At 55.8% G+C, this 26,684-nt stretch carries 25 protein-coding genes and 2 riboswitches; of the genes, 14 read left to right on the top strand and 11 right to left on the bottom strand.

Going from position 1 to position 26,684, the window contains the following annotated elements; genetic code table 11:
* The first annotated feature begins 16 nt into the window (after positions 1–16).
* The 3 genes from HMPREF2756_RS06295 (at position 17) to HMPREF2756_RS06285 (ending at position 2,685) form a co-directional block, all read left to right on the top strand.
* The gene (locus tag HMPREF2756_RS06295; RefSeq protein WP_070619409.1) at positions 17–1,495 is read left to right on the top strand and encodes an O-acetylhomoserine aminocarboxypropyltransferase/cysteine synthase family protein; all 1,479 of its coding nucleotides are present in this window, start codon (positions 17–19) and stop codon (positions 1,493–1,495) included.
* A complete protein-coding gene (locus HMPREF2756_RS06290) occupies positions 1,495–1,998 on the top strand; it encodes a CoA-binding protein (protein ID WP_013398362.1) in 504 nt (167 codons plus the stop codon). The genes HMPREF2756_RS06295 and HMPREF2756_RS06290 overlap by 1 nt, the downstream gene beginning before the upstream one ends.
* A 252-nt stretch (positions 1,999–2,250) precedes the next feature.
* Positions 2,251–2,685 (top strand): SRPBCC domain-containing protein, encoded by a 435-nt coding sequence (locus tag HMPREF2756_RS06285; protein ID WP_070619407.1) that lies wholly within the window; start codon positions 2,251–2,253, stop codon positions 2,683–2,685.
* A gap of 264 nt (positions 2,686–2,949) precedes the next feature.
* Here HMPREF2756_RS06285 and HMPREF2756_RS06280 read toward each other — a convergent pair whose 3' ends face one another.
* Positions 2,950–3,750 carry a trimeric intracellular cation channel family protein gene (locus HMPREF2756_RS06280; RefSeq protein ID WP_004006482.1) on the bottom strand — a complete coding sequence of 267 codons (801 nt, stop codon included), beginning with the start codon at positions 3,748–3,750 and terminating at the stop codon, positions 2,950–2,952.
* 187 nt (positions 3,751–3,937) lie between these two features.
* Between HMPREF2756_RS06280 and HMPREF2756_RS06275 the strand changes: the two genes are divergently transcribed.
* Positions 3,938–4,555, top strand: a complete 618-nt coding sequence (locus tag HMPREF2756_RS06275; protein WP_070619404.1) for an L-alanine-DL-glutamate epimerase — start codon at positions 3,938–3,940, stop codon at positions 4,553–4,555.
* Positions 4,556–4,824: 269 nt separating this feature from the next.
* Positions 4,825–6,060, top strand: coding sequence for a multidrug effflux MFS transporter (locus tag HMPREF2756_RS06270; protein WP_070619401.1), 1,236 nt, complete (start codon positions 4,825–4,827; stop codon positions 6,058–6,060).
* Between the two features lie 41 nt (positions 6,061–6,101).
* On the opposite strand, the gene HMPREF2756_RS11265 is transcribed toward HMPREF2756_RS06270, so the two are convergent.
* The 4 genes from HMPREF2756_RS11265 to HMPREF2756_RS06255 all read right to left on the bottom strand — a co-directional run bounded on the left by HMPREF2756_RS11265 (position 6,102) and on the right by HMPREF2756_RS06255 (position 7,971).
* Complete coding sequence (locus HMPREF2756_RS11265) at positions 6,102–6,251, bottom strand: hypothetical protein (protein ID WP_168163748.1); 150 nt, start codon at positions 6,249–6,251, stop codon at positions 6,102–6,104.
* Between the two features lie 41 nt (positions 6,252–6,292).
* Positions 6,293–6,736 carry a GNAT family N-acetyltransferase gene (locus HMPREF2756_RS06265; protein ID WP_070619398.1) on the bottom strand — a complete coding sequence of 148 codons (444 nt, stop codon included), beginning with the start codon at positions 6,734–6,736 and terminating at the stop codon, positions 6,293–6,295.
* Positions 6,737–6,859: 123 nt separating this feature from the next.
* Positions 6,860–7,390, bottom strand: coding sequence for an alkylhydroperoxidase, AhpD family (locus HMPREF2756_RS06260; RefSeq protein WP_013398369.1), 531 nt, complete (start codon positions 7,388–7,390; stop codon positions 6,860–6,862).
* Positions 7,390–7,971 carry a peroxiredoxin gene (locus HMPREF2756_RS06255; RefSeq protein WP_004006488.1) on the bottom strand — a complete coding sequence of 194 codons (582 nt, stop codon included), beginning with the start codon at positions 7,969–7,971 and terminating at the stop codon, positions 7,390–7,392. The genes HMPREF2756_RS06260 and HMPREF2756_RS06255 overlap by 1 nt, the downstream gene beginning before the upstream one ends.
* Before the next feature lie 245 nt (positions 7,972–8,216).
* Between HMPREF2756_RS06255 and HMPREF2756_RS06250 the strand changes: the two genes are divergently transcribed.
* The gene (locus HMPREF2756_RS06250; protein ID WP_070619395.1) at positions 8,217–8,801 is read left to right on the top strand and encodes a GNAT family N-acetyltransferase; all 585 of its coding nucleotides are present in this window, start codon (positions 8,217–8,219) and stop codon (positions 8,799–8,801) included.
* A gap of 116 nt (positions 8,802–8,917) precedes the next feature.
* On the opposite strand, the gene HMPREF2756_RS06245 is transcribed toward HMPREF2756_RS06250, so the two are convergent.
* The 3 genes from HMPREF2756_RS06245 to HMPREF2756_RS06235 form a co-directional block, all read right to left on the bottom strand.
* On the bottom strand, positions 8,918–10,255 hold the full coding sequence (locus HMPREF2756_RS06245; protein WP_070619392.1) for a glycosyltransferase 87 family protein: 1,338 nt from the start codon (positions 10,253–10,255) through the stop codon (positions 8,918–8,920).
* A 184-nt stretch (positions 10,256–10,439) separates the two neighbouring features.
* A complete protein-coding gene (locus tag HMPREF2756_RS06240) occupies positions 10,440–10,865 on the bottom strand; it encodes an acylphosphatase (RefSeq protein WP_314890444.1) in 426 nt (141 codons plus the stop codon).
* Positions 10,866–11,020: 155 nt separating this feature from the next.
* Complete coding sequence (locus tag HMPREF2756_RS06235) at positions 11,021–11,713, bottom strand: SDR family oxidoreductase (RefSeq protein WP_070619389.1); 693 nt, start codon at positions 11,711–11,713, stop codon at positions 11,021–11,023.
* A gap of 239 nt (positions 11,714–11,952) precedes the next feature.
* Here HMPREF2756_RS06235 and HMPREF2756_RS06230 point away from each other — a divergent pair, with 239 nt between their 5' ends.
* Positions 11,953–13,692: an MFS transporter gene (locus HMPREF2756_RS06230; RefSeq protein ID WP_246825862.1), complete on the top strand. Its 1,740-nt coding sequence runs from the start codon at positions 11,953–11,955 to the stop codon at positions 13,690–13,692.
* Between the two features lie 194 nt (positions 13,693–13,886).
* On the opposite strand, the gene HMPREF2756_RS06225 is transcribed toward HMPREF2756_RS06230, so the two are convergent.
* Positions 13,887–16,031, bottom strand: a complete 2,145-nt coding sequence (locus HMPREF2756_RS06225; RefSeq protein ID WP_070619610.1) for an AMP-binding protein — start codon at positions 16,029–16,031, stop codon at positions 13,887–13,889.
* A 5-nt stretch (positions 16,032–16,036) separates the two neighbouring features.
* Positions 16,037–16,153, bottom strand: a riboswitch (SAM riboswitch).
* Between the two features lie 292 nt (positions 16,154–16,445).
* A complete protein-coding gene (locus HMPREF2756_RS06220) occupies positions 16,446–17,549 on the bottom strand; it encodes a hypothetical protein (RefSeq protein ID WP_070619386.1) in 1,104 nt (367 codons plus the stop codon).
* A 584-nt stretch (positions 17,550–18,133) separates the two neighbouring features.
* On the opposite strand from HMPREF2756_RS06220, the gene HMPREF2756_RS06215 reads away from it, so the two are divergent.
* The 5 genes from HMPREF2756_RS06215 (at position 18,134) to HMPREF2756_RS06195 (ending at position 24,024) form a co-directional block, all read left to right on the top strand.
* On the top strand, positions 18,134–19,327 hold the full coding sequence (locus tag HMPREF2756_RS06215) for a C4-dicarboxylate ABC transporter substrate-binding protein (protein WP_070619384.1): 1,194 nt from the start codon (positions 18,134–18,136) through the stop codon (positions 19,325–19,327).
* A gap of 334 nt (positions 19,328–19,661) precedes the next feature.
* A complete protein-coding gene (locus HMPREF2756_RS06210; protein ID WP_070619382.1) occupies positions 19,662–20,879 on the top strand; it encodes a zinc-dependent metalloprotease family protein in 1,218 nt (405 codons plus the stop codon).
* A gap of 228 nt (positions 20,880–21,107) precedes the next feature.
* Positions 21,108–21,217: riboswitch (SAM riboswitch) on the top strand.
* Between the two features lie 105 nt (positions 21,218–21,322).
* Positions 21,323–22,750 (top strand): LLM class flavin-dependent oxidoreductase, encoded by a 1,428-nt coding sequence (locus HMPREF2756_RS06205; RefSeq protein ID WP_048752326.1) that lies wholly within the window; start codon positions 21,323–21,325, stop codon positions 22,748–22,750.
* A gap of 138 nt (positions 22,751–22,888) precedes the next feature.
* Positions 22,889–23,326, top strand: a complete 438-nt coding sequence (locus HMPREF2756_RS06200) for a YchJ family protein (RefSeq protein ID WP_083301680.1) — start codon at positions 22,889–22,891, stop codon at positions 23,324–23,326.
* 56 nt (positions 23,327–23,382) lie between these two features.
* A complete protein-coding gene (locus HMPREF2756_RS06195; protein WP_246825861.1) occupies positions 23,383–24,024 on the top strand; it encodes a hypothetical protein in 642 nt (213 codons plus the stop codon).
* Positions 24,025–24,213: 189 nt separating this feature from the next.
* On the opposite strand, the gene tnpA is transcribed toward HMPREF2756_RS06195, so the two are convergent.
* Positions 24,214–24,633, bottom strand: coding sequence for an IS200/IS605 family transposase (gene tnpA, locus HMPREF2756_RS06190; RefSeq protein ID WP_080972578.1), 420 nt, complete (start codon positions 24,631–24,633; stop codon positions 24,214–24,216).
* Between the two features lie 24 nt (positions 24,634–24,657).
* Between tnpA and HMPREF2756_RS06185 the strand changes: the two genes are divergently transcribed.
* Positions 24,658–25,890: an RNA-guided endonuclease InsQ/TnpB family protein gene (locus tag HMPREF2756_RS06185; RefSeq protein WP_070535225.1), complete on the top strand. Its 1,233-nt coding sequence runs from the start codon at positions 24,658–24,660 to the stop codon at positions 25,888–25,890.
* Between the two features lie 58 nt (positions 25,891–25,948).
* Entirely contained in the window at positions 25,949–26,470 is a 522-nt protein-coding gene (locus HMPREF2756_RS06180) for a hypothetical protein (RefSeq protein ID WP_070619376.1), read from the top strand.
* Positions 26,471–26,684: the final 214 nt, after the last annotated feature.

Below are 26,684 nucleotides of genomic sequence, written 5' to 3'. Positions count from 1 at the left end.
TAACCAGGAGTCATGCATGGCTGAACATACTTTCGGATTCCGCACCCGCGCCCTGCACGCGGGCGGCACCCCGGACGCTGAACACGGCGCCCGCGCGGTCCCTATCTACCAGACCACCTCGTTCGTTTTCAAAGACACCGACGATGCCGCCAACCTCTTCTCACTGCAGAAATACGGCAACGTCTACTCGCGCCTATCGAACCCGACCGTTGCCGCGCTGGAAGAGCGCATCGCATCCCTAGAGGGCGGTATCGGGGCGGTGGCGACCGCATCCGGCATGGCCGCCGAGTTTATCACCTTCGCCGCGCTCTGCCAGGCGGGCGACCATATTGTGGCATCTTCCCAGCTGTACGGTGGAACAGTCACCCAGCTGGATGTCTCCCTGCGCCGATTCGGCATCGAAACCACCTTTGTGGAAGGCACCGACCCCGCAGATTACAAGGCGGCGCTGACCGAGAACACCAAGGCAATCTACACGGAGGTTGTCGCCAACCCCTCCGGCGAGATCGCAGACCTTGAAGGGCTCGCCGATGTAGCCCATGAGGCGGGAGTCCCCCTCGTTGTGGATGCCACTATCTCAACCCCGTACCTGATTCGCCCGCTGGAACACGGGGCCGACATCGTGATTCACTCCGCCACCAAATTCCTGGGCGGGCACGGAACCACCCTCGGCGGCGTGGTTGTTGAGAGCGGACGATTCAACTGGGCGAACGGCAACTTCCCGCTCATGACCGAGCCGGTGCCTTCGTACAATAACATCTCGTGGTGGGGGAACTTCGGTGAATACGGGTTCCTTACAAAACTGCGCTCCGAGCAGCTGCGCGACTTCGGCCCCGCACTCTCACCGCAGGCTGCGTTCAATCTGCTTCAGGGTGTGGAAACCCTGCCACAGCGCATGGATGCGCACCTCGCCAACGCGAAAAAGGTCGTGGACTGGCTGGTTGAGGATGCGCGCATCGCCTACGTGAACTACGCCGGTTTGCCGGGGCACGCGCACTACGAACGCGCGAAAAAACTGTTGCCGCTGGGCGTTGGGTCTGTGTTCTCCTTCGGCGTGAAGGGTACCGAGAAGGCGAGCGGCCGCGTGGTTGGCAGCGAGTTCATCAGCGCGCTCGTGCTGGCATCGCATCTGGCAAATATTGGTGACTCGCGCACCCTGGTGCTGCATCCGGGTTCGACCACGCATCAGCAGCTTTCCAGTGAGCAGCTCGCCGCGGCGGGCGTGGGTGAAGACCTGATTCGTATTTCGGTTGGGCTTGAGGATGTTGAAGACATTATTTGGGACCTTGACCAGGCACTCACCCACGCGACTGGCATGAACCACGCGGGTGAACGTGTGGGCGAATCCAGTGCTGATAAGCTCGTTGCGGCGCAAGAGGCTCTCGCCGCTGAAGAGGCTGACTCGCAGCAGGGTGCCGCCTGTGCGCTGCCGAATAGCGCCGCAGCTTCGGGCGCCTCAGAGTCCAAGGATGCACCCACGAAGGAGGGCAACTAATGACTGAGAAACGTACCTGGGTAGGCCCGAGCGCCCCCGAGCGGCTGAACATTCTGCGCAATACCCGCACTATCGCGATTGTGGGGATGAGCGATAAGATTTCGCGCGCCTCAAACTTTGTGGCAACCTACCTGCTGTCTTCGTCGCCGTATACAGTGTATTTTGTGAACCCGATTCTTGCGGCGAAAGGCAAGACCGTGCTGGGGCAGCCGGTGTACGCCTCGCTTCAGGATCTACCTGAGGTGCCCGATCTCGTCGAGATTTTCCGCCGCAATGAAGACCTCCCGGGCGTGGTTCAGGAGGCGGTTGATCTGGGCGCGAAAACCGTGTGGATGCAGCTGGGCTCGTGGAATGAGGAAGCTGCCGCAATTGGTGAGGCAGCTGGGCTGAACGTGGTCATGGACCGATGCGTGAAGATCGAGCACGCACGCTTCCATGGTGGACTTCACCTTGCGGGCTTCAACACCGGCGTGATTTCCTCGAAGCGCCAGGTCACGGCGTAGTACTTCGGATCTGCGGCTGAAAGCTGAGTTCCGGGAGCGTTTTCTTCATTCGGGAGCAGTTTAACTGCTCCCGAATGAAGAAAACGCTCCCGCTTTTGGATAGTGCCCAGCATGAGTAAAAGATAAAGCCCGCGCTTGGGAAGATAGTCGTGCGCTTCCACCTCTGTCGTGAATAACCTGATGCCCCCCGCAGCTCATCGTATACACTGGAATACATAGTAAAAAGAATGGTTATTGTGTATAGGAGTGTTGATGATGAGCCGCAGTATCCGTGCCGAAATTACTATCCAGGCGGAACCACAGCGTGTTTGGGAAATCCTGACCCGGTTTGAAGAGTATCCCACGTGGAACCCCTTTATTATTCGGGCGCAAGGTGTGCCGCGTGCTGGAGAACGCCTTACACTCACGATGAAACCGGGCAAACACCCTATGACCTTCCGCCCTACCATGCTGGAAGCATCCGAAAATCAGACTCTTGAATGGCTGGGTCGCCTTGGAATCCCGGGAATTTTTGACGGTCAGCACCGCTTTGAACTGAACCCCTTGCCCGGCGGCGGTACTCACCTGATACAGTCCGAAATCTTCAGTGGTCTGCTTGTGCCCCTCATGCCTAAACTTCTTGACAATACCCAAGAAGGTTTTCGCCGTCTGAATGAGGCACTGGCGCATCGAGCCGAAGAAAATTAATCGTCAGAAACACAAAATTATATATTTATATTGTTTCCACCCGAAAATCTAAATCGGGTTAACCACTTGACAGCTTAAAACCCTACCCTTAGGGATAGGTTTACGGGTATGCTAATACGAGTGCCTTGCGACAGGGGGCTTTCGCGGCGGTCGCAGGGTACTTTTGTGGCGGTGGGGTGCTTGGCACACATGAGCATCCCGCCGCCTTTATCGTTTCTTTCCGAACAGCGTTGAGGAACCTCTCAGGGCGAAGTAGCAGACCCGTTACTTACCGCGTTGCTCCCGTTCACGATGCAGCTGATCGCGGTACGCCTGAATCTGGTCCTCTGTAATCACATCCAGCTGATTTGTGAGCGGCGTGCCCGGTGCCCAGCCTTCGTTCTCAAGGTGTTCGTGGTCGCGACGGAATACATCCAGCAGGCGCGGGCGCTGAACCTTCAGCGTGGTGGGCATCGGCAGTCGCCAGTCGCGCCACCGCGCCACAATACCCAACACCGTGCAGGTGAGCACAGACATAGCGATCGCCACATGAGGGCGTTCCAGCATCCTGAAACAAATTGCCGTTTCGGCGGCGCCCACGAACGCTACCGTGGCGTAAAGCGAGTTTCCGCCGAAGATAGCGGGGATGCGGTTCACCATAATATCGCGGATCACCCCGCCGCCAACCGCCGTTGTCACCCCCAGCGCGATTGCTGGGAGCCAGTGCAGCCCCAGGGTAAGGGATTTGATGGTGCCGGTAGCCGCCCAACAGCCCATGCCCAGAAAGTCCACGACCACAAGGGCGCGGGTGGCCCAGTTTGAGCTCAAATCCAGCACATACGCCAACGCCGCCGAGGTAATAGCGCCTACCCAGTACCAGCCGTCGGTAAGCGCTATTGGAAGCCCCACATTCAGCAGGATGTCACGAATCATGCCGCCGCCCATGCTGCAGACGACCGCCAGCAGCAAGAAGCCCACCATGTCGAACCGCAGGGCGCGCGCCACCGCTCCGCCGAGCAGGCCATTAGCCACCACGGCTGCAATATCTACGATGCGGAACAGCGTCTCGGGCTCGATATTGAACACGGTCGGCCTCCTTTCGACGGCTCAGGAGTAGAGGAGTGCGGCCCGCAGTTTTAGGCGCAACGTCTGCTATCTTACCGCGTGTGCTGCCGCTACGATACCCGCAGGTTTGTGGCGTGCCGCATACGCCAGACCTGTGCGAGACAATGGAAGAAAGTAAACGCAGGTTGAAAGTGCTGAGAGGAACGCAATGGCGGTTTCACGTGAGCAGGTTTTTGAGGTTCTTCAGCGGGTGCATCAGGCACTAGAGCAGGGCCTGCCTGGATGGTCGGTGCGCCCAAATATTACGGGAACCGGCGCGATGGGGCTGTATCTTGACGGCCCCGAGCTGCCGCTGATGGGTGTGAATCTGGCGGGCGAGCCCGTGGCACGGCATCTGTGCGGAACGGTTCAGAGTGCCGACCGTGGGCTTCCCGGCGAGCTGGATCAGGTGCGGTATCAGTATATTTTGGGCGTGAGCGTGACCGAGCGTGACGAGGAATATCCCGAATTAACCGACCTGCCCAAGACGGGGGAGCCCAGCTGGGTTAATGCTCTGCGGGTGCTGGATCAGCAGGTTCTCGCTAAACGCAGGGATGAATTTTTCATCAGCCGCGGCGGTTATGTGCCCGGTCGTCGAGCTTTGGGGAAACGCCGGGTGGCGCTGCGGCGCGAGTTCTTCCCCGGCAAACCCTGGCTGGGTCTGGGTACGATTGACTGGTGCGCGGGCGTGCGTTCCGCTCCTGTCTATGCCGGTGAGCTGGATGCGCTCGTCGCTGCCGCGGTGCGCCTCGCCTCCACCTGGGATGCGGCGCTCCGGTCGGTCTAAAATTCAACTGACATGAGGTTTTATGCGTGACGTGCTCACGTTATACATAAGATTCACGAGTTAGGCATATTACCTGAAGAAGGCAGTGGGCGAGCTTTCAGCGCCCATAACTTTCACCTACGCGAATAAACCCCCAAAGCGCCCTTAGATCCTCGGGAAGAGGGGAGTAGAATCAAAGAGGTGCCTCTCATAGGTTTTTTCTCAACGTTCAGAGGAACCTCTGACAGCAAGCAAACATCACACAGACACAACCAAGAATTCAGGTTTTCGTGACAACGCATTCACAAGGCGCGGTGGAGAATCCGCGCCGCATGCTTTTTCTCTACACAACACTCAGCGCCCTCATGGCTTGCTCGGCTATCTCGACCGACCTTTACCTGCCGGGCCTGCCGAGCATCGAATCGCAGATGGGCGGCAATATCGAGCTGACGATTACGGGATTCCTCATCGGATTTGCGATTGCGCAGCTGATTTGGGGGCCTGTCAGCGACCGCATCGGGCGCAAAATTCCGCTGATGCTGGGCATGGCGATCTTTGCCGTCGGTTCTGCCGGATGCGCGCTCTCCTCAACCACAACCGAACTGGTTCTGTGGCGCCTGGTGCAGGCGGTCGGTGCGTGCGTGGGTCCTATGCTAGCGCGCGCTATCGTGCGTGATATGTATCAGGGCGTGCGTGCGGCACAGGTACTTTCTACTCTTGTGCTTATTATGGCGATTGCGCCGATTGCCGGGCCACTTCTTGGCGGGTTTCTGGTGGTTTCCGGCGGGTGGCGGCTGACTTTCTGGGCTATTGTGACCATCAGTGCCATTATTCTGCTTTTGGTCTTTTTCCTGCCCGAGAGTCTGCCTGAGAATAAGCGTGAAAGCAGTACGGTACTTGCGGCGTTTAGAAGTTATCCGCTTCTGCTGCGCCGCCGCACTTTTATGCGGTACGTGCTGTGCGTGTGTTTCTTTTACGTGGCGATTTACGCTTTTATCACGGCATCGTCGAGCGTGTATATCACGAGGTTCGGGGTTGATCCGCGCTATTACGGTCTGCTTTTCGGCGTGAATATTATCGGGGTGATGGTGCTCAGCAGTTTCAATCGACGATTTGTGCAGCGCTATAGTCTGGATTTTCTGCTGCGTATTTCGACTGTGGTTGCCGGGGCGGCTTCTATACTCGCCGTGATAACTGTTGCTGCGGATGTGGGCGGCCTGTGGGGCGTAGCGGTTCCGGTGTTCCTGGTGTTCAGCATGAACGGCATTGTTGCCGCCTGCACGAACGCCGCCGCCCTAAATTCTGTGGAACCTGCCATCGCCGGTTCCGCTGCGGCACTCCTAGGGTCGTTCCAATATGGAAGCGGTATTATTTCCTCGCTCCTGCTCGCGGTAATTCCGGGGGAGAGGACGATTCTGATGGTCTCTATTATCTGTGCGTTCGTCCTGCTCTCGGCGGTGATGGGCTTCCCGAAAGCGCCCGAAGAAAAGCCCAAGGAACAGCCTCAGAGGCAGGAAGCGGCTTAGAATTTATTGTCCTAGTTCGAGCCGTGAATCATTCTAACGAGTTAATGTGTTCCCGTTGCCGCTTTGAGCATTGCCAAAGCAGACTGCCGAGCTTCTTCCCCGGTGAGTAGAGTGTTAGGAATGGGAGTAAATTCTCCCTTTTCAGCTGCCTCCGCCATTTCTTCAAAATATGTATCGTCGTAGGTAGTCATAGGTCTTAGTTCCTTTCCCGGTCTGCGGCGTGCGCCAGCTTCTAAAACACATACTTCGCGAGGGTTACGCATCCGTTATCCTGCACCGGGGTGAAGCCGAAGCGCTGGTAGAGTTCGATGACGGGTGTGTCCACAATATCTGTAGTGATGAACCTCTGGCGAATGCCTTCCCGGTCAAAATCGGCGAGGATTCTTCCCAACAGTGCCGACCCGATACCATGGCGCTGAGCCTGCGGGTGCACCAGTAGATCCTGGATATACGCAATGGTTTGTCCATCACCCACCGCACGTACCAGGCCGATAAGCCGCTCGGCTCCTTCCGCCGTGTTCTCACGCGCTACGTAGAGGTACCGCGACCCAGCCAGCATAGGGGCCAATCGCTCGGGCGTGCGAGTGTAGGCGCTCCAGCCTACCGCATCGTATAGTTCAACGAGTTCTTCGGTGCTTGGTAGGGAATTCTCGGCGTTCAAAATACTGTATTGCATACCCGTATTATCCTATGCCCCATACGAAGAAGAGCCTGACAGTGAATAAGCGTTAGAAACTCAGCTTTATTCACTATCAGGCTCTTCTTGCGCGAGATTACGCGGGGGGGCGAGGCTGTGTGCTTAGCCCAGTGCTTCAGCCAGCTGAATACCCTGTGCCACGCCGCCCATGGTTGCCGCAATGCGGATCAGGTCGTTAACCTGCTCCTTGGAGGCACCCTCCTCGCGGATGGTGTGCTCGTGGGCAGCCACGCAGTGCGAACAACCGTTCACGGCAGAAACTGCGAGCGCCAGCATCTCAAAGTCGAGCTTGTCGATACCGCCGTTTTTGCCGATGATCTGCATGCGCAGGTTTGCGCGCTGATCGTCGTAGGCGCCGTCGAGGAAGCCGCGGGTGCGGTAGAAGATGTTGTTCATCCCCATGATGGTTGCCGCGCCGAGTGCCGCATCGAAGGCGGTTTCGCTCAGGTGCTCTTTCGCTTCTGCTGCGATCTCAACGATAACGGAATCAACCTTGGTTGCCGCCGCAGTGGCCAGGATTGCGCCCCAGAGCTGCTGCTCGGTAAGCGAGGTGATGCGCGGCAGCGAAGACAGGTTCAGGTTCATGTCCTTCGCGTAGGAAGGCAGTGCGTTACGCAGGTTCTCAATGCTCATTACTTCATCTCCTTGAAGGCGTCGATGGTTTCTGCACCCTTCTTCCAGTTGCAGGCGCACAGTTCGTCGGACTGGAGCGCATCCAGCTGGCGGAGCACTTCGTCGGTGTTGCGGCCGACGGAATCTGCGGTAATGGATACCGACTGGATGGTGTTATGCGGGTCGATGATGAAGGTTGCGCGGTCTGCCACGCCGTCCTTGTTGAGGACGCCCAGGGCGCTGGTGAGCTCGCGCTTGAGGTCGGATGCCATGACGATGGGCAGATCTACGAGCTCTTCGTGGGAGCGGCGCCATGCGTAGTGGGTGTATTCGTTATCCACGGATACGCCGATAACCTGGCAGTCGCGTGCCTCGAATTCATCGGCGAGCTTGCCGAACGCGGCGATTTCGGTGGGGCAGACGAAGGTGAAGTCCTTGGGCCAGAAGAATACGACGCGCCAGGTGTCTTCGTCCAGACCCTCGGAGGAAACGGTGGTGAAGTAATCTTCGGGCTTGTTTGCCTCAATCTCGGCGAGCTTGCCGGGAACAACGCCGGTCAGCTCGTAGGCGGGGAACTGGTCGCCAATAGTTAGCACAGCCATAGTGTTCTTCTTTCCTGATCTAGGTGGGTACCTCAAGGCTGGTTCGTGTGTGACTTCGGTGGCCTTGAGGCATTCTTCTGTTCTCCTCACAAGAGGAATCCTATCCATTTTAATATGAGTAATTCATAATAATCAACCGTCCGTCGGTATGTTACAAGTGTTTTGAGACACACAATATGGCGATTGGGGGAATTGCAGGCACAGCACCCCTCACAAAACAGCGCAGAAACTGGTAATGTCATGTCATGAGAATTCCGGAACTCATCACCGAAAAATTTACCCTCAGGTCACTGCGCGAATCCGACCTTGACGAACTGGTTCATATCTGCACCGACCCCGAAACCGTGCGATGGACCACCATCCCCCTGAACTACACGCGCGACGATGCGCGAACCTTCCTCGACTTTACCCAGCGCGCCGCAGCAGCCGGGCGTGAACTCACCTGGGCCATTGACTACAGCGGGGTGCTCGCAGGGGTTATCACCCTGCGCCTGCCCGGAGGCTCCGCAAATGCGCCCGGAACACACGCAGACTTAGGGTTTTATACGGCTCCCCAGATGCGCGGGCGCGGCATCATGACAGATGCGGTACGCACAGTCCTCGGCTTTGGCTTTGACCCGCTCGGGTTTGCCCTAGACACCATCGGATGGACGGCGTTGGCGGGGAATACGGCATCCGAACGGGTGGCGGTAAAGGCCGGATTCACGAATATTATCAACGGGATTAGCACCAGCGCGGCCCGTCCCGATAAGTACGGCAACCGGGTGGCTGTCGCCGTGCGGCAGGCGATGATGACACGCGCCCAATTCGCCGAGATCTGGCGTGATTAAGGCGTTTGCGTGTGCATCCTGGCCTCTCGCTTTTCCGCCGCTCTTGCCGCGTAAAAGGCTCTTGATGTAAATAAAGCGTTGGAAATCCCGCTTTATTCGCATTAAGAGCCTTCTGATTACTGCATATTTTCGGCAGGGCGGCGTAGGAGTACCGTCCACAGCACAACCAACACCACAAGCGCCAACGCCGGAATTGAGGTCACAAACATAACCGGCTGCTCATCCGCCGCCCGCAGAAGCAGGGTATGCGCATCCACCCCCGGATACCTGCCGGTAAACGGATAAAAATCGACACGCCGCCAGAAGCGCACCACGAGCTTTCCCCAGTCCAGAAGCGTATTAACCAGCATGAGAGAACTCAGGGCATAGCAGGTATAACACAGGATGCGCCCCGCACGAGAACGCCACCGCGCCACCAGCGGCAAGAAATCGACCGCCGCGCACACCATAAAAATTGGCAGAATCACGGCATGATGGAACCAGCTGATCGGCGAAATAAACACCGGCACAAGAACCGCCAAAGAGACCTGCGACAGATAGAGTTTGTGCTGCTCCATCTTCCACAGGGCGTACCCCACCACCGCAATTAGTGCGATTGCCGCGATTCCGTACAGCGCCTTCAGTACGGTACCATCCTGAAAGGTCATGCGCCCTAAAACGCCTTGAATCGCCACGCTATTGCTCGATATTGGGTTGCCCACGCGTGACGGATCCCAGATGACGCTGCCCCAATAGGTGAGAGACTGCTGCGGAAGCACAGCAAACCCCGCCGCAATGGTTCCCGCAAACGAGACCCCCAGTGCAATAATGGATTTCCACTCTTTACGCACTAGAAAAAGAATTCCTATGGCGAGCGGAGTAAGTTTAATGCCCGCAGCAATACCAATAAAAACGCCGCGCGGAATCCTGGTACCTGGCCGTAAAAGATCGTAGAGAATAAGCGCCAGCAGATACGGATTTATTTGACCGTACAAGAAATTATTGCGCCACGGTGCCGAAAGCAATATAAGCGCAGCACACAAAACAATAAAGGAAAAAGACGAAAGATATTTCTTAAAAAGCAGCCGAGAATTGCGCTTTACCAGATAGTCACGCAGAACCTTGGCGCAATAGAAGGCAATAGGTACGAAAAATGCTAGATGAAGGCCAATTGCCACCCGCAAGGGCAAGAACGATGCGGGAATAAAGAGGAGCGATGCAAACGGCGGGTACGTAAACGCAAGCCACAGGCCGCTGTCACCGAAAATATATCTAAAGTTTTCTGCCCGCACAGTTTCACGAAGAATATCGAGATCATAGAGGCTGCTGGGGTAATCAAGAAACCAGTTAACGCTTTTACCCCCGGCATAATAGACCAGATAATCATATGCCAAAAATTCGCGCAGGTTATAAACAATAACTCCGGCTAAGAAAAGGATGCAGGCACCGGTTATGCCCCAGCGATAGCGTGTCATCAAAGACCTTCATGAAATACGTGAATGATATGAGTGCGTAAACTATTATTCCACGTTACCGGGTGTTTGGGGCATACTGCGGGGTGCATCGGGATCATAAAAAGGCTCTTTATGTGAATAAAGAGGCGTTTCAGACGCTTTATTCACATAAAGAGCCTTTTTAGCAGGGCGGCAGGAGAGCGCGCTACCGGGTCCCGAACCCTTTGAACGTGCCCTGAGGCTCGCTGAAAGACGCATCCACAAAATCCACATGCCCGGCGGTATCACCCGAATTAAGGGTCTCCAGCAGGCGCTCGCAGGATGCGCGGCTTCCCTGCGCGATCACCTTCACTCGACCGTCATCCAGGTTTTCGGCGTATCCGCTCAACCCCAGCGGCTTGGCGGCCCCGGCACACCACCATCGGAACCCCACACCCTGAACCTTGCCTTGAACGTAGGCGGTAAGCTGCGCCTCGGCGGGCTCTTCCGGGGTTTTGTCGGCGAAGAGATCGAAGAATCCCACGGGAACCTCCTGCGGTTGCTCTAAAAATACCTGGTACTTTAGGATACCGAGCGATGCGGCACCAACGGAATAGCCGCCCCGGAACTCGTCGCGAGATAACACCCGCATGCTGTGAGGGCAAACCTAACATGACAAGAGCGCGACCGTGTGCAGACACGGGGACAAGTACCAAACATCCCGCACCCCGGCGCGCGAGCCAACCTTGCGTGAGAGAAAAACACGCCCCGAACCCGTGAAGAGGCTCGGGGCGCATCCGGCAAACCCTAGCGCAGCTGTGAACTTGACGGTGCCTGAGCGAGAGCCTGCTGAATCTCGGTATCGCCGCCGGTGAAGGGAATGCTCTTGCCGATCGTGCTGGAATCATCGACTACCTCAGTGAGCACCCGCGCCACGGTGGCACGCGGAGTATGGGAGCTCAAATCCGAGTGGTACACCGGATCGACCCCCACGGTAATACCGCCCTCATCCTCAGTCGTGAGCATGCCGGGGCCTAGAATCGTGTACTCCAACCGGGTGCCGCGAAGATGCTGGTCGGCCTCAGCCTTAGACTCCGCATACGCGAAGAATGGGTTATCTGCGGGTACCCCGTGCTCGGTTCCGGCCCCCAAATACGAGACCATGATGTACCGTCGAATGCCCGCCTGCTGTGCCGCCTCCATAGAACGAATTGCGGCGTCACGGTCAATCGCATAGGTGCGTTCGGGACCACCTACACCGCCCGCACCCGCGGACCACACCAGCACTTCTGTATGTAAATCCTTGAAGAGCTTCGCCATCTCCTCGGTGCTCAGGGCGGTAATATCGGCAACCACAGGGTTAGCGCCGGTCGCCATAATATCTGCCGACTGATCTTCACTACGAATAATAGCGTTCACCGTATGTCCGCGTTCACGAAGCATCGGTTCTGCCAGAAGAGCAACCTTGCCGTGCCCGCCAATGATCGTAACGTTAGTCATCGTATCCTCCCTGTGTGTTGAAAAATACTTGTATATCCAGGATAGGCTTGCTGTGCCGCAATGTCTATGGTCTTTCTGTGCTTCCTGAGAACAACAGATACCCGCATTCCCTGTGCTGATGCGCTCCAGCGGCACCGCATGATGAGAATTCTCGTGCGGGGCTCAAGACGGCGTTATGATGAAGTGCTAGGTTTTTTTATTGCCCGGCGGTACCGCTGAGAAGACAAGGCAAGGGATTTATGGCAGAGCCAGCCGCATCAAAGACGCACCGCAGCGCACCATCAATGGAGCAAACCGTCGAGAAACCGTGGGTTGCCATGTGGTCACTCGTGATCGGGTTCTTTATGATCCTGCTCGATACCACTATCGTCACCGTGGCGCTGCCCCATATGCAGCATGAGCTCAACGCCTCGCTCTCCGCCGTGATTTGGGTGACCAGCGCCTACCTGCTTGCCTATGCGGTGCCGCTGCTGATTACCGGTCGCTTAGGCGATAGGTTCGGGCAAAAGCAGATGTACCTGCTCGGTATGGTGGTCTTTACTCTCTCTTCGCTGTGGTGCGGTCTTTCGATCAATGTGGAGATGCTGATCGTTGCGCGTGTGGTGCAGGGGATAGGCGCCTCGATTATGACCCCGCAAACCATGTCCATTATTACGCTCATGTTCCCGCCGCATAAGCGCGGGGTGGCAATGAGCGTATGGGGTGCGGCGGCCGGTATCGCATCGCTCGTGGGCCCTATCGCTGGCGGTCTGCTCGTGGACGGTCCCGGCTGGACGTGGATCTTCTTCATCAATATCCCTATCGGCGTGGTCGGCACCTATCTGGCGGTTCGGAATATCCCGCATTTTCCCTCCAAACAGCACAACTTCGACTGGCTGGGCGTGGCTCTCTCCGCTATCGGCCTGTTCCTGATGGTCTTCGGTATTCAGGAGGGATCCACCTACGACTGGGGCACTATCACCGATTCGCTGTGGGGAACCGGAATCCCGGTGAGTGTATGGGGCATGATTATCGCGGGCATCATCGTGTTCACCCTCTTTATCGTGTGGCAGGCCGTTAACCGCAAAGAACCGCTGGTACCGCTGGGGCTGTTCAAAGACCGCAACTTTTCGGTATCTAATATTGCTATCGCGGCAATGGGTGCGCACACCCTCACAATGGCATTCCCAACTACTATTTATTTCCAGCAGGTGCGCGGTATGAGCCCCACCCAGGCAGCACTTATGACCGCCCCGCTCGCCCTGTTCTCGGGTGCGCTCTCTCCGGTCATTGGTAAGCGTTTAGGCACGTCAAACCCCAAATGGTATGCGGTCTCGGGGTTTGCCCTATTGGTAGTCGGATTTGTTGTTCTGCGCGCTCTGATGACGGCGGATCAATCCCTTGCGCTTCTGCTCATACCCTTTGCGATCTTGGGTATTGGCAACTCTATGATTTGGGGTCCGCTAGCGGTGACCGCAACCCGCAACCTGCCGCCTCGTTTAGCCGGTGCCGGATCGGGCGTGTATAACGAAACTCGTCAGGTTGCCGGTGTGCTCGGTTCGGCGGGTATCGCCACTCTCATGGGCGGTCTGATCGCCGACCAGATTGCGCAGACCATGCAGCGGATGCGTCCCTCGGGCGCCGGCGGAAGCGCCATGAACGCCCCCACCGTCGGCGGTGAAGGAATGTCCGGCGGTCAGGTTCCCGACTTCCTGCGTGAACCTATCGCCACCGCGATGAACGACTCACTAATGCTGGCACTGGTTCTGGCAGTCGTGGGCATGGTCGCGTGTCTCTTCTTCGCCAAGCCGGTGGATAAAGGTGCGTGGACATCCGGGCAGAATGCCGCTGAGCCACAAACGGAAGCTGACTCGGCACGGGACGGCTCAAACTCTTCCGGTACCGATCCTGATGCGGAGGTGACCGCCTCCACCGAGGCACGCCCCGCAGACGAGACGCAACCGATTTCTTCGGAAAAAGGACGCGAAAAATCCTTCTAAGCCATAATTCCATTTGAGGAATATACTATTTGAATAGTATATATAGCCAATGCGGCATATAACCAGCAGGTTATATGCCGCACTGTAGTTTCATCAGGGTATTGAGGGCGGGAGCTATTGCCTCCGCAAAACACTCGCGCTCGCAGAGAACCTTTCTATCAGATTCGGCGCGATGCCGCTGCCGAGCGTAACCCCTATGCTGCCTGATCCTCGGCGAACGCATCCGGGCTCACTCGCCCGGTTTCTACGAGCACCTGTGCGATAGCGCCGAGCGCCTCCTCATTCTGAAGCGAAGAAATATCGCCCAGCTTATGCCCCTGGTAGAGCTCACCCAGCAGACGGCGGGTAATCTTCCCTGAACGAGTCTTAGGAATATCGGCGACCGCGACCACATCCTTGGGTTTAGCGATAGGGCCAATATGCTCGCGCACATGCTGGGTGAGTGCAGTCTTCAGCTCGTCTTCGGTAAGTGCCCGACCTTCGTCGGTGAGCGTCACATAGGCGACTGCCTGGTGGCCGGTTAGCTCGTCCTCCACGGGGCACACGCCAGCCTCCACCACGGCCGGGTGCGTCACGAGCGCAGACTCAATTTCGATGGTCGAAAGGCGGTGCCCGGAAATGTTGATCACATCGTCGATGCGCCCCAGGATGTACACGTTGCCTTCATCATCGACTTTCGCGCCGTCACCGGCGAGGAACCAGCCGCGCGTACCGTAGTGCTTCCAATAGGAATTCAGGTAGCGTTGCGGGTCGCCCCAGACGGTGCGTGCCATGGAGGGGCCGATCTTATCAACCACAATGAAGCCCTGTTTGCCAGGCTCAACGAAGTCACCGTGCTCGTCCACCATGCGCACCGAGACTCCGGGGACTTCGCGGGTGGCGCATCCGGGAAGGGGAGTGCAGTGCGGGGTACCTTCGGGGAAGGTCCCTTCGGGCGCGAAGGCGGGGTCGTGTGGCCGTGGGGAGCAGATGGTCGAGCCGGTCTCGGACTGCCACCACGTATCGATAAACGATGCGGTACCCCCACCCACGTGCTTGCGCAGCCACTTCCACGCCTGAGGGTTAATGGACTCGCCCACAGACCCGAGCAGACGCACGGATGAGAAGTTGTATTTTCCGGGTTCGGGGCCGTCAGGAAAAGCCCCCATGAGGGAACGAATCAGGGTTGGAGCGGTGTAATAGTTGGTGACGCCATAGCGTTCGATAACCTCGAAATGACGACCGTAATGCGGAGTATTGGGGGTACCCTCGAAAATAACCTCGGTCACCCCATTCACGAGCGGACCATAGATTTCGTAGGTGTGCGCGGTCACCCACGCGAGATCGGCGGTACACCAGTGCACAGTCGATTCGACCTTCGTCGGATCGTTCACGGCAGACAGCTCATCGGGGCGCAGCACCCCGTCGTCATCCACATAGTCTGGCAGCAGATCGTACAGCAGCGCGTGGGTGTATGCGGTCTGCACCAAATACCCCGCCATCGTGTGCACCAGGCCCTTGGGTTTGCCCGTGGTGCCGGAGGTATAGATGATAAACAGCGGGTCTTCGGCATCGTGCAGCTCGTACTCATGGGTATCGGGCTGATCGTCCACCAGGTCGTGGTACCAAATATCGCGCCCGGTCGTCCAGGGAACCTGCGCGTGCGCCACGGGGTCTGCGGCGCTTGTACGGTCCACCACGATCACGTGCTCAATATTGTTCTCACCTGAGCATGCTTCATCGGCGTTCACCTTCACGGGCACGACCTTGCCGCGGCGGTTCTGCCCGTCGGTGGTGATCAGAACCTTCGCGCCGGTGTCTTCCACCCGGAACTTCAGCGCCTCCGCCGAGAACCCGCCGAACACGAGCGAATGAATTGCGCCGATCCGCGCGCACGCAAGCGTGAAAATAATGGTTTCGGGAATAACCGGCAGGTAGATTACTACACGGTCGCCTTTACGCACGCCGAGTTTGAGCAGGCCGTTGGCGGCGCGGGCGATGCGTCGCTGCAGTTCGGCGTAGGTGATAGCTTCACGGTCGCCGGGTTCGCCCTCGAAATAGAGGGCTACTTTGTCGCTGCGGCCTGCCTCCACGTGGCGGTCCACGCAGTTGTAGGCGACGTTGAGTTTGCCGCCTTCGAACCACTTAATCTCGGGTACGGAGTATTCTTCGATGCCCTCAGCATCGGTTCCGATAACCTGCGGTTTGTGGAAGGTGTGTGCGTTGTCCCAGGTCTTGCCCCAGCTTAGGCGCTCGGCTTGTTTTTCCCAGAACGCTACCCGCGCCTCGTCAGATTCATGCGCAGGGTTGGGGGTGGGTGCTAGAGGATTCGTGAATGAAAAAGGGGAGGGAAGTCCCACAGTATCTCCCATCGGTTGCTGGCGTTAGCACCTTCGGCGTTATGAAGGCGCATGATGCGCCACCGCAGGCGAGGTTGCTGCGACGTCGTCGAGCCAGGTCTCTCGGTCGCTCTAGATGGATTACCAATCTAGTAAACCTTGTAGCTGGCGCAGGTGCAAAGGCATCCCGTCATATTGCGTATGTATGCGCCACGTTCGTAACATTCCGCAACATTGCACCCATGCCCACGCATCCACACCACACCCCAATACCGCGAGCAGGTAGGATTTTGCCGACAAGGTAGGATTTTCCTACCTGCTCGGGTCAAAAACCACCTGCTCGCGAACAGTGCAAGAAAAACACTCCCACCGGGATGCGCCTCGTCAAGAGGATTTATCCGGTGGGAGTGCCGTTTACTCACCCAAAATTACCGATTAGTTCTGTTTTTGTGCGTTGGTTGAGCCTTTCGAGGCTCCGTTAGGGTTTTTCTGCCCGGATAACCAGTCGTTAGGATCGATCTGAATGTCGTTACGGACGGTGAAGTCGCTCTCTTGATCCTTGTTTTTCTGGTCACCCGTTGATCCCGTCGAGTTGGACTTTGACTTGTCGCTGGGGGTGCTGGGAGTGCTCGGATCTGGATTCTCAGGTTCGCCAACATGATCGATGGATGCCACAGCCTGCTGACCGGTCAGGTCAATATCGCTCTTGGGGGCACCATTCTCAGGTTCGTAGCGCAGAGTGCCGCTGAGGATCGTCAAGGTGGTGGTCACACCGTAGCGTTCGAGATAGAAATCTTCAAAATGTGTACCGAACTGGCTGGCCAAGATCTGGTTGTAGACCTGAGTTCCGCCGCCATTGTGGCTGGAAGCTACAACATCCTGCTCAAGCTTGATATCAACGTAACCTATCAGCTCATTACCGTTAGAGGTCATCTCGCTGAAGGTACCGTACATAGCACCACCGTTGAAGGCGACGAGCTTAGGGTTATCGCCGTTTTCTGGCGTGGGATTGACGACGAGGGAAACCGCAAAATCGTTAGTATTTTTATTCCAGCCCGGAGGTTCTGCCCCGTCGATCTCGGCCCAGTCGGGGAAAACGAAACGGTGCTCCAAGCGCAGGCGCGCACCGGCGAGTAGGGTAGTGGTGCCCGAGTAGTATGTCTGCTTGCCGTCTTTAGTGGTTGCCTTGGGTGCTGAGAACCAGAAACCTGCACCGCCCCACTTTGCCTTGCCGATGCTGCCGCCGGGGGTAAACTTACCGCCGCCAGCCGAGTAGAGACCACTGGAACCTGCTGGAACATTGGCCTGCTCGTTCTCAACCGGGCCGCTAAATGAATCTAGCCCCAGGAAACTGTTAGTGTCTAGTTCCTGGTGGGTGACGAACGCCTGGGTAAAAATACCGTAGTCAGGGCGTGTGTCATCATACGAAGCCGCATAAGCCGGAACTACAGCGGAAGAAACAATAATTGGGGTTGTCCATGCGGCGCCCGCCAGAACACGACGGCGCGTCAGACCTCCCCGCGTAGATGCGTGGGTCACAATGACTCCTATGAGTGGTTGGGTGAATAAGTGGCGCTCGGATTACACGCCAGTAATAATTTTACGGGATATACCCCAAAAATCCTAAACAATGTAAGATACACATGAAATCTTTACGATAAAACGCTTACTCGCCCCGATCTGGGCATCCTCAAATTACGCGGAAGATATGACGTGAGATAAGCCCTGAACCTTCACCAGAGATTGAGATTAATCTCATAACGGCTGATGATGCACGAGAGCAAGGTCTTATTCCCTAGCCTTGTATGCTGCCAGCGTGCGGGAACGGGTTATGTCGCCGGAAACCTTTACTTATTCCTGTGATATGACCCGCTCCCAAAACTTGTTTTATGTCACAGATTTATAAAATTTTACGGTGCTAGGATGCAGGTGAAATCTTATCTATCGGTTATTCATATACAACCGTTCATATACCACTCTCTTGCTCAAACGGCACCACAATGCCACTAATGCGCATTGTCGCATGTGGGAATCTGCCACACCATAGGTTCCCTACCATGAATACCGCTCACTCATAGAAAGATTTCCTCTCGCTCAACACAACGACACAAGGAATATCTCTCATGAAACTACGTACTATAGCGCGCCTGATGCTGGCATTCGTCAGCCTGGTGTTTCTCGTCCCTCTGAATTCCCTGCCCGCCTCGGCAGACACGTTGCCAGTCGCCCCTGGTAACCCGGGTGTCGCCCCGAAGGTGACTTCACCTGATACTGACGGTGACGGGCTTTCCGACAGTGTGGAAATCAACGGATACGATGCTGATGGTGATGGTAGACCTGAAGTCGATTACAAGAAAATGGGTGCAAATCCCTACCACAAAGATGTATTCGTTGAGATGGACTATATGCCTGGCGAGCTTGCCAGTGAGGAAGAGCTGGACCGCATCGTGCAGTCTTTTGCTGACTTGAATGTTACTAACCCTGACGGCAGGGCAGGCGTTAATCTTCACCTAGATGCAGGTTCTGCCCGGAGTGCCAAGTATAACTTGGGAGGCGGCAACCAGGTTCCGCACCAAGTGCTCAGTAACAATATGAAGTCTTCTGGGGAATTGGCAAATATCAGGGCTCGTAATTTTGATTCTGCCCGCTACAACAGCGGTTTCGACTACATGATCTGGGGCGATTACTATGTGGATAATGAAACCGGAAATCGAATCTCATCAGGAGTAGGGCTTGTAGGCTCTCCTGGTTTCATGGTGACCGTTGGGAAAACCTATTGGGAAGGAGCCAACAGCGATATTCGCGTGGGCACTTTTATCCACGAGCTGGGGCATAACCTCAACCTGAAGCACGGCGGTACTGACGATTTCAACGGCAAGCCTCAGTACTACAGCGTGATGAATTACAACTATCAGCTCACTGGCATTCCCAAGGCGGACGGAACCCGATACTTCGGATACCTGCAGCAGGATATGCCAACCCTTAACGAATGGGCACTGAACGAGCGCGACGGCTTTGGCCCCCAAGCGGGCGAATACCTGTATACGCACAAAGATAAAAATGGGAAAGACGTTACTCAGCCCGCAAATCAACCCATCGATTTCAACCGGAACGGCGTTATTGATAATTCTCCGGTCTCGGTAGATCTCAATGGCGATGGGATACTAAATAAGCTAACTGCTCTCAGTGATCTGAAGAAGCTCAACTTTGATATGACGCCTACTCAGGCTGGAGCTGGCGGTCCTGTGGCTCAGCCTGAAGCGGAAGAAAACCCGGTCACTGCGGATGACGCCCGCAACCTGGGTCTCATTCCCTAAATCATTCGGCGTTCTTCCTAAAACGGGAGCGAAGAGGTGTAGCTGCTGAGGGATGTTATTCCGAGCGTGCGAGGACATACATAACGTTCTGAAGCTGGCGAGGCAACGAGCCAGATGAAACACGCCCTCGCTGCGCCTCTTCGCTCCCGGGCTTTACCCCGCACAACCGTTCATATACCACTCTCTTGCTCAAACGGCATCGTGACGCCGCCCAAGATGTATTCGCATCCGAGAGCCCGCAACACCCGCAGGTTCTCACCGATGACTATCGCTCACTTCACTCTCTATTTAAGATTCCCTCTCACTCAACACAACGACATAAGGAATATCTCTCATGAAATTACGTACTATAGTGCGCCTGATGCTGGCGTTTGTCAGCCTGGTGCTTGTTGCCCCTCTGAATTCTCTGCCCGTTTCTGCGGTGGAAGCGAAGCCCGCTCAGCCTGCGCACGCGCAGAACCGGAATATGGATCTCGCTCAGGAACCCAACCCGGATGATCTCGACGGTGATCATATTCCTGACGGGATGGAAAGAGACGGGTACGATGTCAATAACGATGGCATACCAGAGATCGATTTCCCTAAGATGGGCGCGGATCCCAACCATAAAGACATTTTTGTCGAGATGGATTATATGCCCGGTGAGCTTGCTAGTGAGGAAGAGCTGGATCGAATCGTGCAATCTTTCGCGGATATAAATATCAGCAATCCCGACGGCAGAACGGGTATTAATCTGCACTTGGATGCCGGTGCCGCCCGGGGACCTAAGTACAACTTGGGAGGAGGCGAACAGGTCAAGTGGCAAGTGCTCAGCGACGATATAGGTAACAACGCTGGGAACTGGGCCAGGTTTAAAGCTTCTCATTTTAATCAGCGTCGTGATGGACTCTTTCATTATATGGTTTGGGGCGACTACTACGTGCAACAACAAAATGGGGAGAGCGGCTCATCAGGATTGGGACAATTGGGAGGTCGTGATTTCATGGTGACTGTGGGGAAGACACACTGGAATAACAATAAAGGTAATATGAGCGATATTCGCGTGGGTACTTTTATTCACGAGCTGGGGCATAACCTCGGCCTGCAGCACGGTGGTGATGCCGATGAGAAAGGCGAAAAAGGTAAACCACAGTACTTCAGCGTTATGAATTACAACTATCAGCTTACCGGTGTGCCCAAGGCGGATGGAACCAAATATTTCGGATACCTGCAGCAGGATATGCCGACCCTTAAAGAATGGGCCTTGGACGAACGCAAAGGCTTTGGTCCCCAAGCGCGTGGGTACATGTATCGGCCCAATTCAGAGGCCGTACTGAGACCAGCAGATGGACCTGTCGATCTCAACGGTAATGGCGAAATCGACCATGGAATCTATGCTCTTGATCTTAACCGTGACGGAATGAAAGGCTGGCTGACGGCACCAAGTGACCTGAAAAAACTGAGCTTTGCAGTTGTGTTTGGACGAGGTGCTGACGAGACTATCCCTGAGCCCAAGGTGGAAATAAACCCCATCACTGCGGATGATGCCCGCAAAATGGACCTCATTTCCTAAATAATTCGACGCTTTTCCTAAAATGAGGAGCGAAGAATTGCAGCGGGAGCGTTAAACACGCTCCCGCTGCAAATTATTGCTCCCGAATTTTGCCGTCGCATTCGAAAGAACACTGCTGTCCGCCGGGCGACGTACGCGGCCCTTAATATTACGGGCGACAGTCACAAACATTAATATTCGTCATAATATCGCACCGACCACGACACCCCTTATACACTCAAAATCAAGGATTATGAGTCCCGGCGTAAAGCTCTGGCTAGCCGGGCGGCAACCCTCTCCCGTAGCGGGGTGCTCCAGATGATGATCTGGCTTCAAGGGACACGAAGCAAGTACGGCGCGAATGCGCCACCTGCACAACTTGGAACACCAAGAAGGCCACCACCTATAAAGGGGGCGGCGCGCGGGGTGCAGGAACACCCTAACATTCGCGAAAGGATACGTAGATGGCTGAGCAGAAGAAGCGCATCGCAGTTAACGCATTCGACATGACCTGTGTGGGTCACCAGAGCTTCGACCTCTGGCGCCACCCCCGCTCCCGCGCTACCGAGTACAACACCATCAAATACTGGACCGACCTGGCACAGATCCTTGAGAAGGGCCTCTTCGACGGCGTATTCCTAGCCGATGTTGTGGGCATCTACGATATTTACAAGAACTCCGCTGCACCTGCTATCGAAGGTGGCGCGCAGGTGCCCGTGAACGATCCGTTTATGCAGATCTCCGCAATGGCCGCCGTAACCGAGCACTTGGGCTTCGGCGTGACCTCAGCCGTCACCTACGAGCAGCCTTACACGCTTGCCCGCAAGTACGCTTCTCTCGACCACCTCACTAACGGGCGTGTGGGCTTCAATGTGGTGACCTCATACCTGCCTTCCGCAGCCGAATGTCAGGGCCTCGAAACCCAGATTGAGCATGACACCCGATACGAACTCGCCGAAGAGTTCCTGGATGTCTGCTACAAGCTCTGGGAAGGCTCCTGGGAAGACGGCGCGGTCGTCAAAGACCGCGAGAAGGGTATCTACGCCGACCCCGCCAAGGTGCACCCGATTCAGCACAAGGGTAAGTACTTCAGCGTGCCTGGTGCGGGTCTGACCGAGCCCAGCCCCCAACGCACCCCCGTGATTTTCCAGGCGGGCGCATCCAGCCGCGGGCAGAAGTTCTCGGGCAAGCATGCCGAAGTTGTGTTTATCGGTGCGCTCCGCCCCGATCTGACCCGCATTATTACCGACCGTATCCGTGACCGCGCCGAAGAGAACGGCCGCGGCCGCGACGAAATCAAGGTTTTCGCGATGCTCTCCATTATTGTGGACGAGACCGAAGAGAAGGCGAAGGCAAAGTACGAAGAGTACCGCAAGTACGTGAACCTGGAATCTTCGCAGGCCATTATCGGCGGCTGGTCCGGCGTGGATCTTTCGCAGTTCGACGAGGACGAGGTACTCAACTATGTGAAGACCGAGTCGATTCAGTCCTTCCTCACCCCCTTCACCCTGCAAGCCAAGGATAAGCAATGGACGCGTAAGGATATTGCCGAGCACTGCACTATCGGCGGTATGGGCGAGGTTATTGTGGGCGACCCGCAGCAGGTGGCCGACGAACTCGAACGCTGGATTGATGAAGGCGGCCTGGACGGTATTAACCTGGCATACCACGTTTCACCCGGCTCCTTCGAGGACTTCATCGAGTTCGTGGTTCCTGAGCTGCAAAAGCGTGGACGCTACCGCACCTCCTACGAAGGTGAGACCCTGCGCGAAAGCCTGTTCGGTAAGGGCCAGACTAAGGTTGCAGACTCCCACCCGGCCGCGAAATACCGCGGCGCCTACGTGGGTAAGCCCTCCACGGCAGACACCCCGGCACGCGCTATCGCGAACTAAACCCGCTGTTCCTGCACGCATGGTTGTAAAATCTTCCCTCCTGGGATGATAAAAAGAGCCTTTATTTGAATAAAGCATTAAAAATGCCGCTTTATTCGAATAAAGGCTCTTTTTTTACGCACGTTTAAAATGGGGTGCATGAGCGAAACAACCCTGCATGATCCTCAAACCCGCTGCCCCTGCACAAGCGGCGAGGTATACGGTGCCTGCTGCGGGCGGTACCTGGGCGAGTTTGCCGCATCCGGAACCTTGGGCGCGCCCACGCCGCTGGCTCTGATGCGCTCGCGATTTACCGCCTTCGCCCTACACGATGCGCCCTACCTGCTGGCGAGCTGGCACCCGCATACGCGCCCCGCCGAGTTAACGCTGGATGAAACGCTGCGCTGGTACCGGCTGGATATTCTGGGCTCTTCGGGTGGTCCCTTCGATGCGGTGGGTACGGTCGAGTTTGTGGCGTACTACCGCTCAGTTCCCGGCACGTCCGCCGAAGAACGCGTGAAAGGCACCATGCACGAAAAATCCCGCTTCGAGAAGGTAAACGGCACCTGGTACTACCTGGACGGCGAGGTCAGCTAAGTTCCTCCCGACCGGGCAGTATGGCAGAAATATTCCTCTTATGGTATGTTTTTGCCATGATGTCAGTCGCGGAATATGCCCAGCACGCCGGGGTGAGCCCCCGAAGCGTGCGTGCACGCCTTGAACGAGGATCTTTGAGTGGACAAAAAATCGCCGGGCGGTGGATGGTTTCAGATAACCCGCACGAGCATCACTCCGCACATGGGCGCAAAATCTCGATGTCATCCTTCAATCAACTTGCCGCCTATCTTGACGGTAACAGTGCATCCCTTACCCCCGATGCACGCCGCCGTGCCAAAGAACGTGCACATAACCTCTCCGAACGTGGGGTAGAAGCTCTTAGACAGTATGCAGTGCGTGCAGATGCGAAACTTCAATTCTATGCTGTGCCTTCTGCTGACCTGCATGACTTGATGGGCGAACGCGCATTAGTGCTTACGGGTGTCAGCCACGAATATTCGGAAATTTACGGTACTACCGTAGACGCATACGTAACTTCCCGCGATCTCACAACCCTGAAATTTATCTACGCACTACGTGAAGTTCATGCTCAGGATGCCAACGTCATTCTTCGCGTAATCAAAGAGTTACCTAAGATTCGCCCCTTGCATGTTGCAGTTGATCTCCTAATTTCCAAAGACCCGAGGAGCGAGCGGGAAGCGGAACGCCTAGTGAAAGGACTCATAAGCCGTGCCTGATCAGAAAACGGTGAAAATCCCAGCCCAGGGCGCAGAGCTTTAGCGGAACCCGGTATTGGCCGTCCTCGTGAGCGTGAGATGGCTCAGAATATTGTGAGCTTCCTTGATGAAAGTCTCAAAAACTAGACCTGCGTTTGCTATGTTTATCTAGTTTTCTGAGAAGACTCCACCCTTTAGGGTGGAGATGAATCAGCTACCAGGGCGAGCCTGGGACTTCACATACTCAGCAATAACACTCAATGGGGCACCCCCAGCAGACCCCGCATAATACGAGCGTGACCACAAATGGCCACCCCATAAAAACGGGGTAATCTCAGCTTCAAAATCACGCCGAAGTACACGAGAGGAAACCCCCTTGAGGGAGTTCACGAGTTTAGAAACAGTCACGGTGGCTGGGTAGCGTACTAGCAAGTGAACGTGATCTGTTTCCCCGTTGAACTCATCTAGGGTTGCCCCGAAACTTTCACAGACTTCTCGCATGGTTCTTTCGCAGGTGGTGAGCATGGTGTTAGTGAAGACATTGCGCCGGTATTTAGTGACGAACACCAAGTGAACATGTAAATCCCAAATCGCATGTCTACCACGTCTTATATCAGTGGTATTATCCATGACACCAAGTATATAATAGGTGTTATGAGTCTCAAGCGTTATCGTTACCGCGCCTACCCCAAGAAAGGGCAAAAACAGCCGATTGCTGCCCTGTTTGGGTGTGTACGCGTGGTCTATAACGACGCTCTAGCCTACTCAGAGGAACAGTATAAAGACACAGGGAAGAAGCCCTCTAGTAAAGAGCTTTCTGCCCGACTCACTCACCTGAAACAGACCCCTGAAAAAGCGTGGCTGAAAGACGTTTCCGCTGTACCCTTACAGCAGTCCTTACGGGATCTGGATAAGGCGTACACTAACTTTTTCACCTCCGTGACAGGTAAGCGTAAAGGGGTTAGGATTGGTGCCCCACGGTTTAGGAAACGCTCATCCCGGCAAGCTGCTAGGTTTACATCCCAAGCATTCAAGGTTAGACAAACCACTCACGGGGTAGGTTTTGTGAAACTGCCTAAGATTGGTGAAGTCCGCTTCAACCTCTCACGTAACCTACCCTCACCCCCAACCTCTGTAACCCTGATCCAAGAAGCGGATGGTAGGTATTATGTGTCTTTCGTTGTCGAAAGCACCCCCGCCCCAGCCCCGAAGCCTACCGCCTACGCGGTAGGCGTGGATATGGGCTTGAAAGACCTAGCTATCGCGGTGAACAGTAACGGGGGAAGTACCGTCTTTGCTAACACTAGACCTCTGAAACAAGCCGAGAAGAAACTAGCTCGATTACAGAAACAACTCTCGAAAAAGAAAAAGGGTAGTAACCGTTATGTCAAACAACGACTCAGGGTAGCTAAAGCCCACACGAAAGTCCGAAACGTGCGAACCCATTACCTACACCATGTAGCGAACCAGATTGTTAACGAAAACCAAGTTATCACCCTGGAAACCCTCTCAATCACGGGTCTAGCTAGAACCCGGTTGGGTAAGAGTGTGTTGGACGCTAGTTGGGGACACCTCAACCGGTTGATTGAAGAGAAGGCTGCCGAACACGGTAGAACCCTTATCCGCGTGGATAGGTTCGCACCTACTACCCAGATCTGCTCGATTTGCGGTACACCTAATGGTAGAAAGCCGTTGAATATCCGTGAATGGGCCTGTACTGGGTGCCAGTCCCATGTGGATAGGGATTTGAATGCGGCGGTTAATATCCTACTCGCGGCAGGGCTTGCCGAGAGTTTAAACGAATACTGCGGAGATGATGTAAGACGTTTGTTAGCAAATGCTGTTGTTGTTGATGCTGTTCACCCACCGAAAGTCACCACAGCCTAGTTTGGTTGTAGTGACTGGTAGGAATCTACCCCGTTCACGGGGTAGAGGAAGTCAAGCCATGAGTGACGTTATCTCGCAGGAATCTTTCGACGAGCTCGCCCTCTATTTCAACGGGGGAGGGCACCTGCTTGCCCCGGATGCGCGCCGCATCGCCGCCGAACGCGCCCGTATCCTCTGCGCTCACGGGCTCGATGCGCTCCAGCAGTACACGCAACGCACCGGGATGACTGCGCGCTACTACGTGGCACCCTACGATACGAGCGACCTGCTGCGAACGGGTGCGGATGCGCTCGCGCTCACCGGGGCTCGGCACGAACTTTCGGGGATGAAAACCCCTCTAATAGACGCCTACATTCTGCCCAGTGACCTCACAAAATTTGCCCCGAATTGGATCCTGGAACCTGCCCCACCCGAGCGGGCGAACGTGATTTTGCGCGAGGTTTCCGCCCTTCCGCGCGTGCTGCGCCTGCACGTGGCGGCAGACCTGCTGCACGTCTGCGACATCGGCGTGGTGGATGAGCGTGCACAAGAGAGGGCCGAGCGCATCATGAAAGAATTATGCCGCCCAAGCGACAGATAGAATTCTTGGTTTAACCTGAGCCAGCCCGCGCCGTCTCTGAGCAAGAGGGCGGGGCTGGTTCGCATTCAAACGCGTTGTCTGCGTGTATAGGTGCGTTGAATTGGGTCTACCTGAAAGTAAACCCATGCGAAGAATACCAGGAAAAACGGGTGAAATTGTATACCTGCAGCCGTGAAATTTCTGACGTTCTCAAGTGCATATCTACACCCCCCCC

Origin of the sequence: Rothia sp. HMSC067H10 (assembly GCF_001810635.1) — a bacterium.
Taxonomy (GTDB): Bacteria; Actinomycetota; Actinomycetes; order Actinomycetales; family Micrococcaceae; genus Rothia; species Rothia dentocariosa.
The sequence above is the reverse complement of the archived record's forward strand: the minus strand, read 5'-3'. Positions and strand labels throughout refer to the sequence as shown.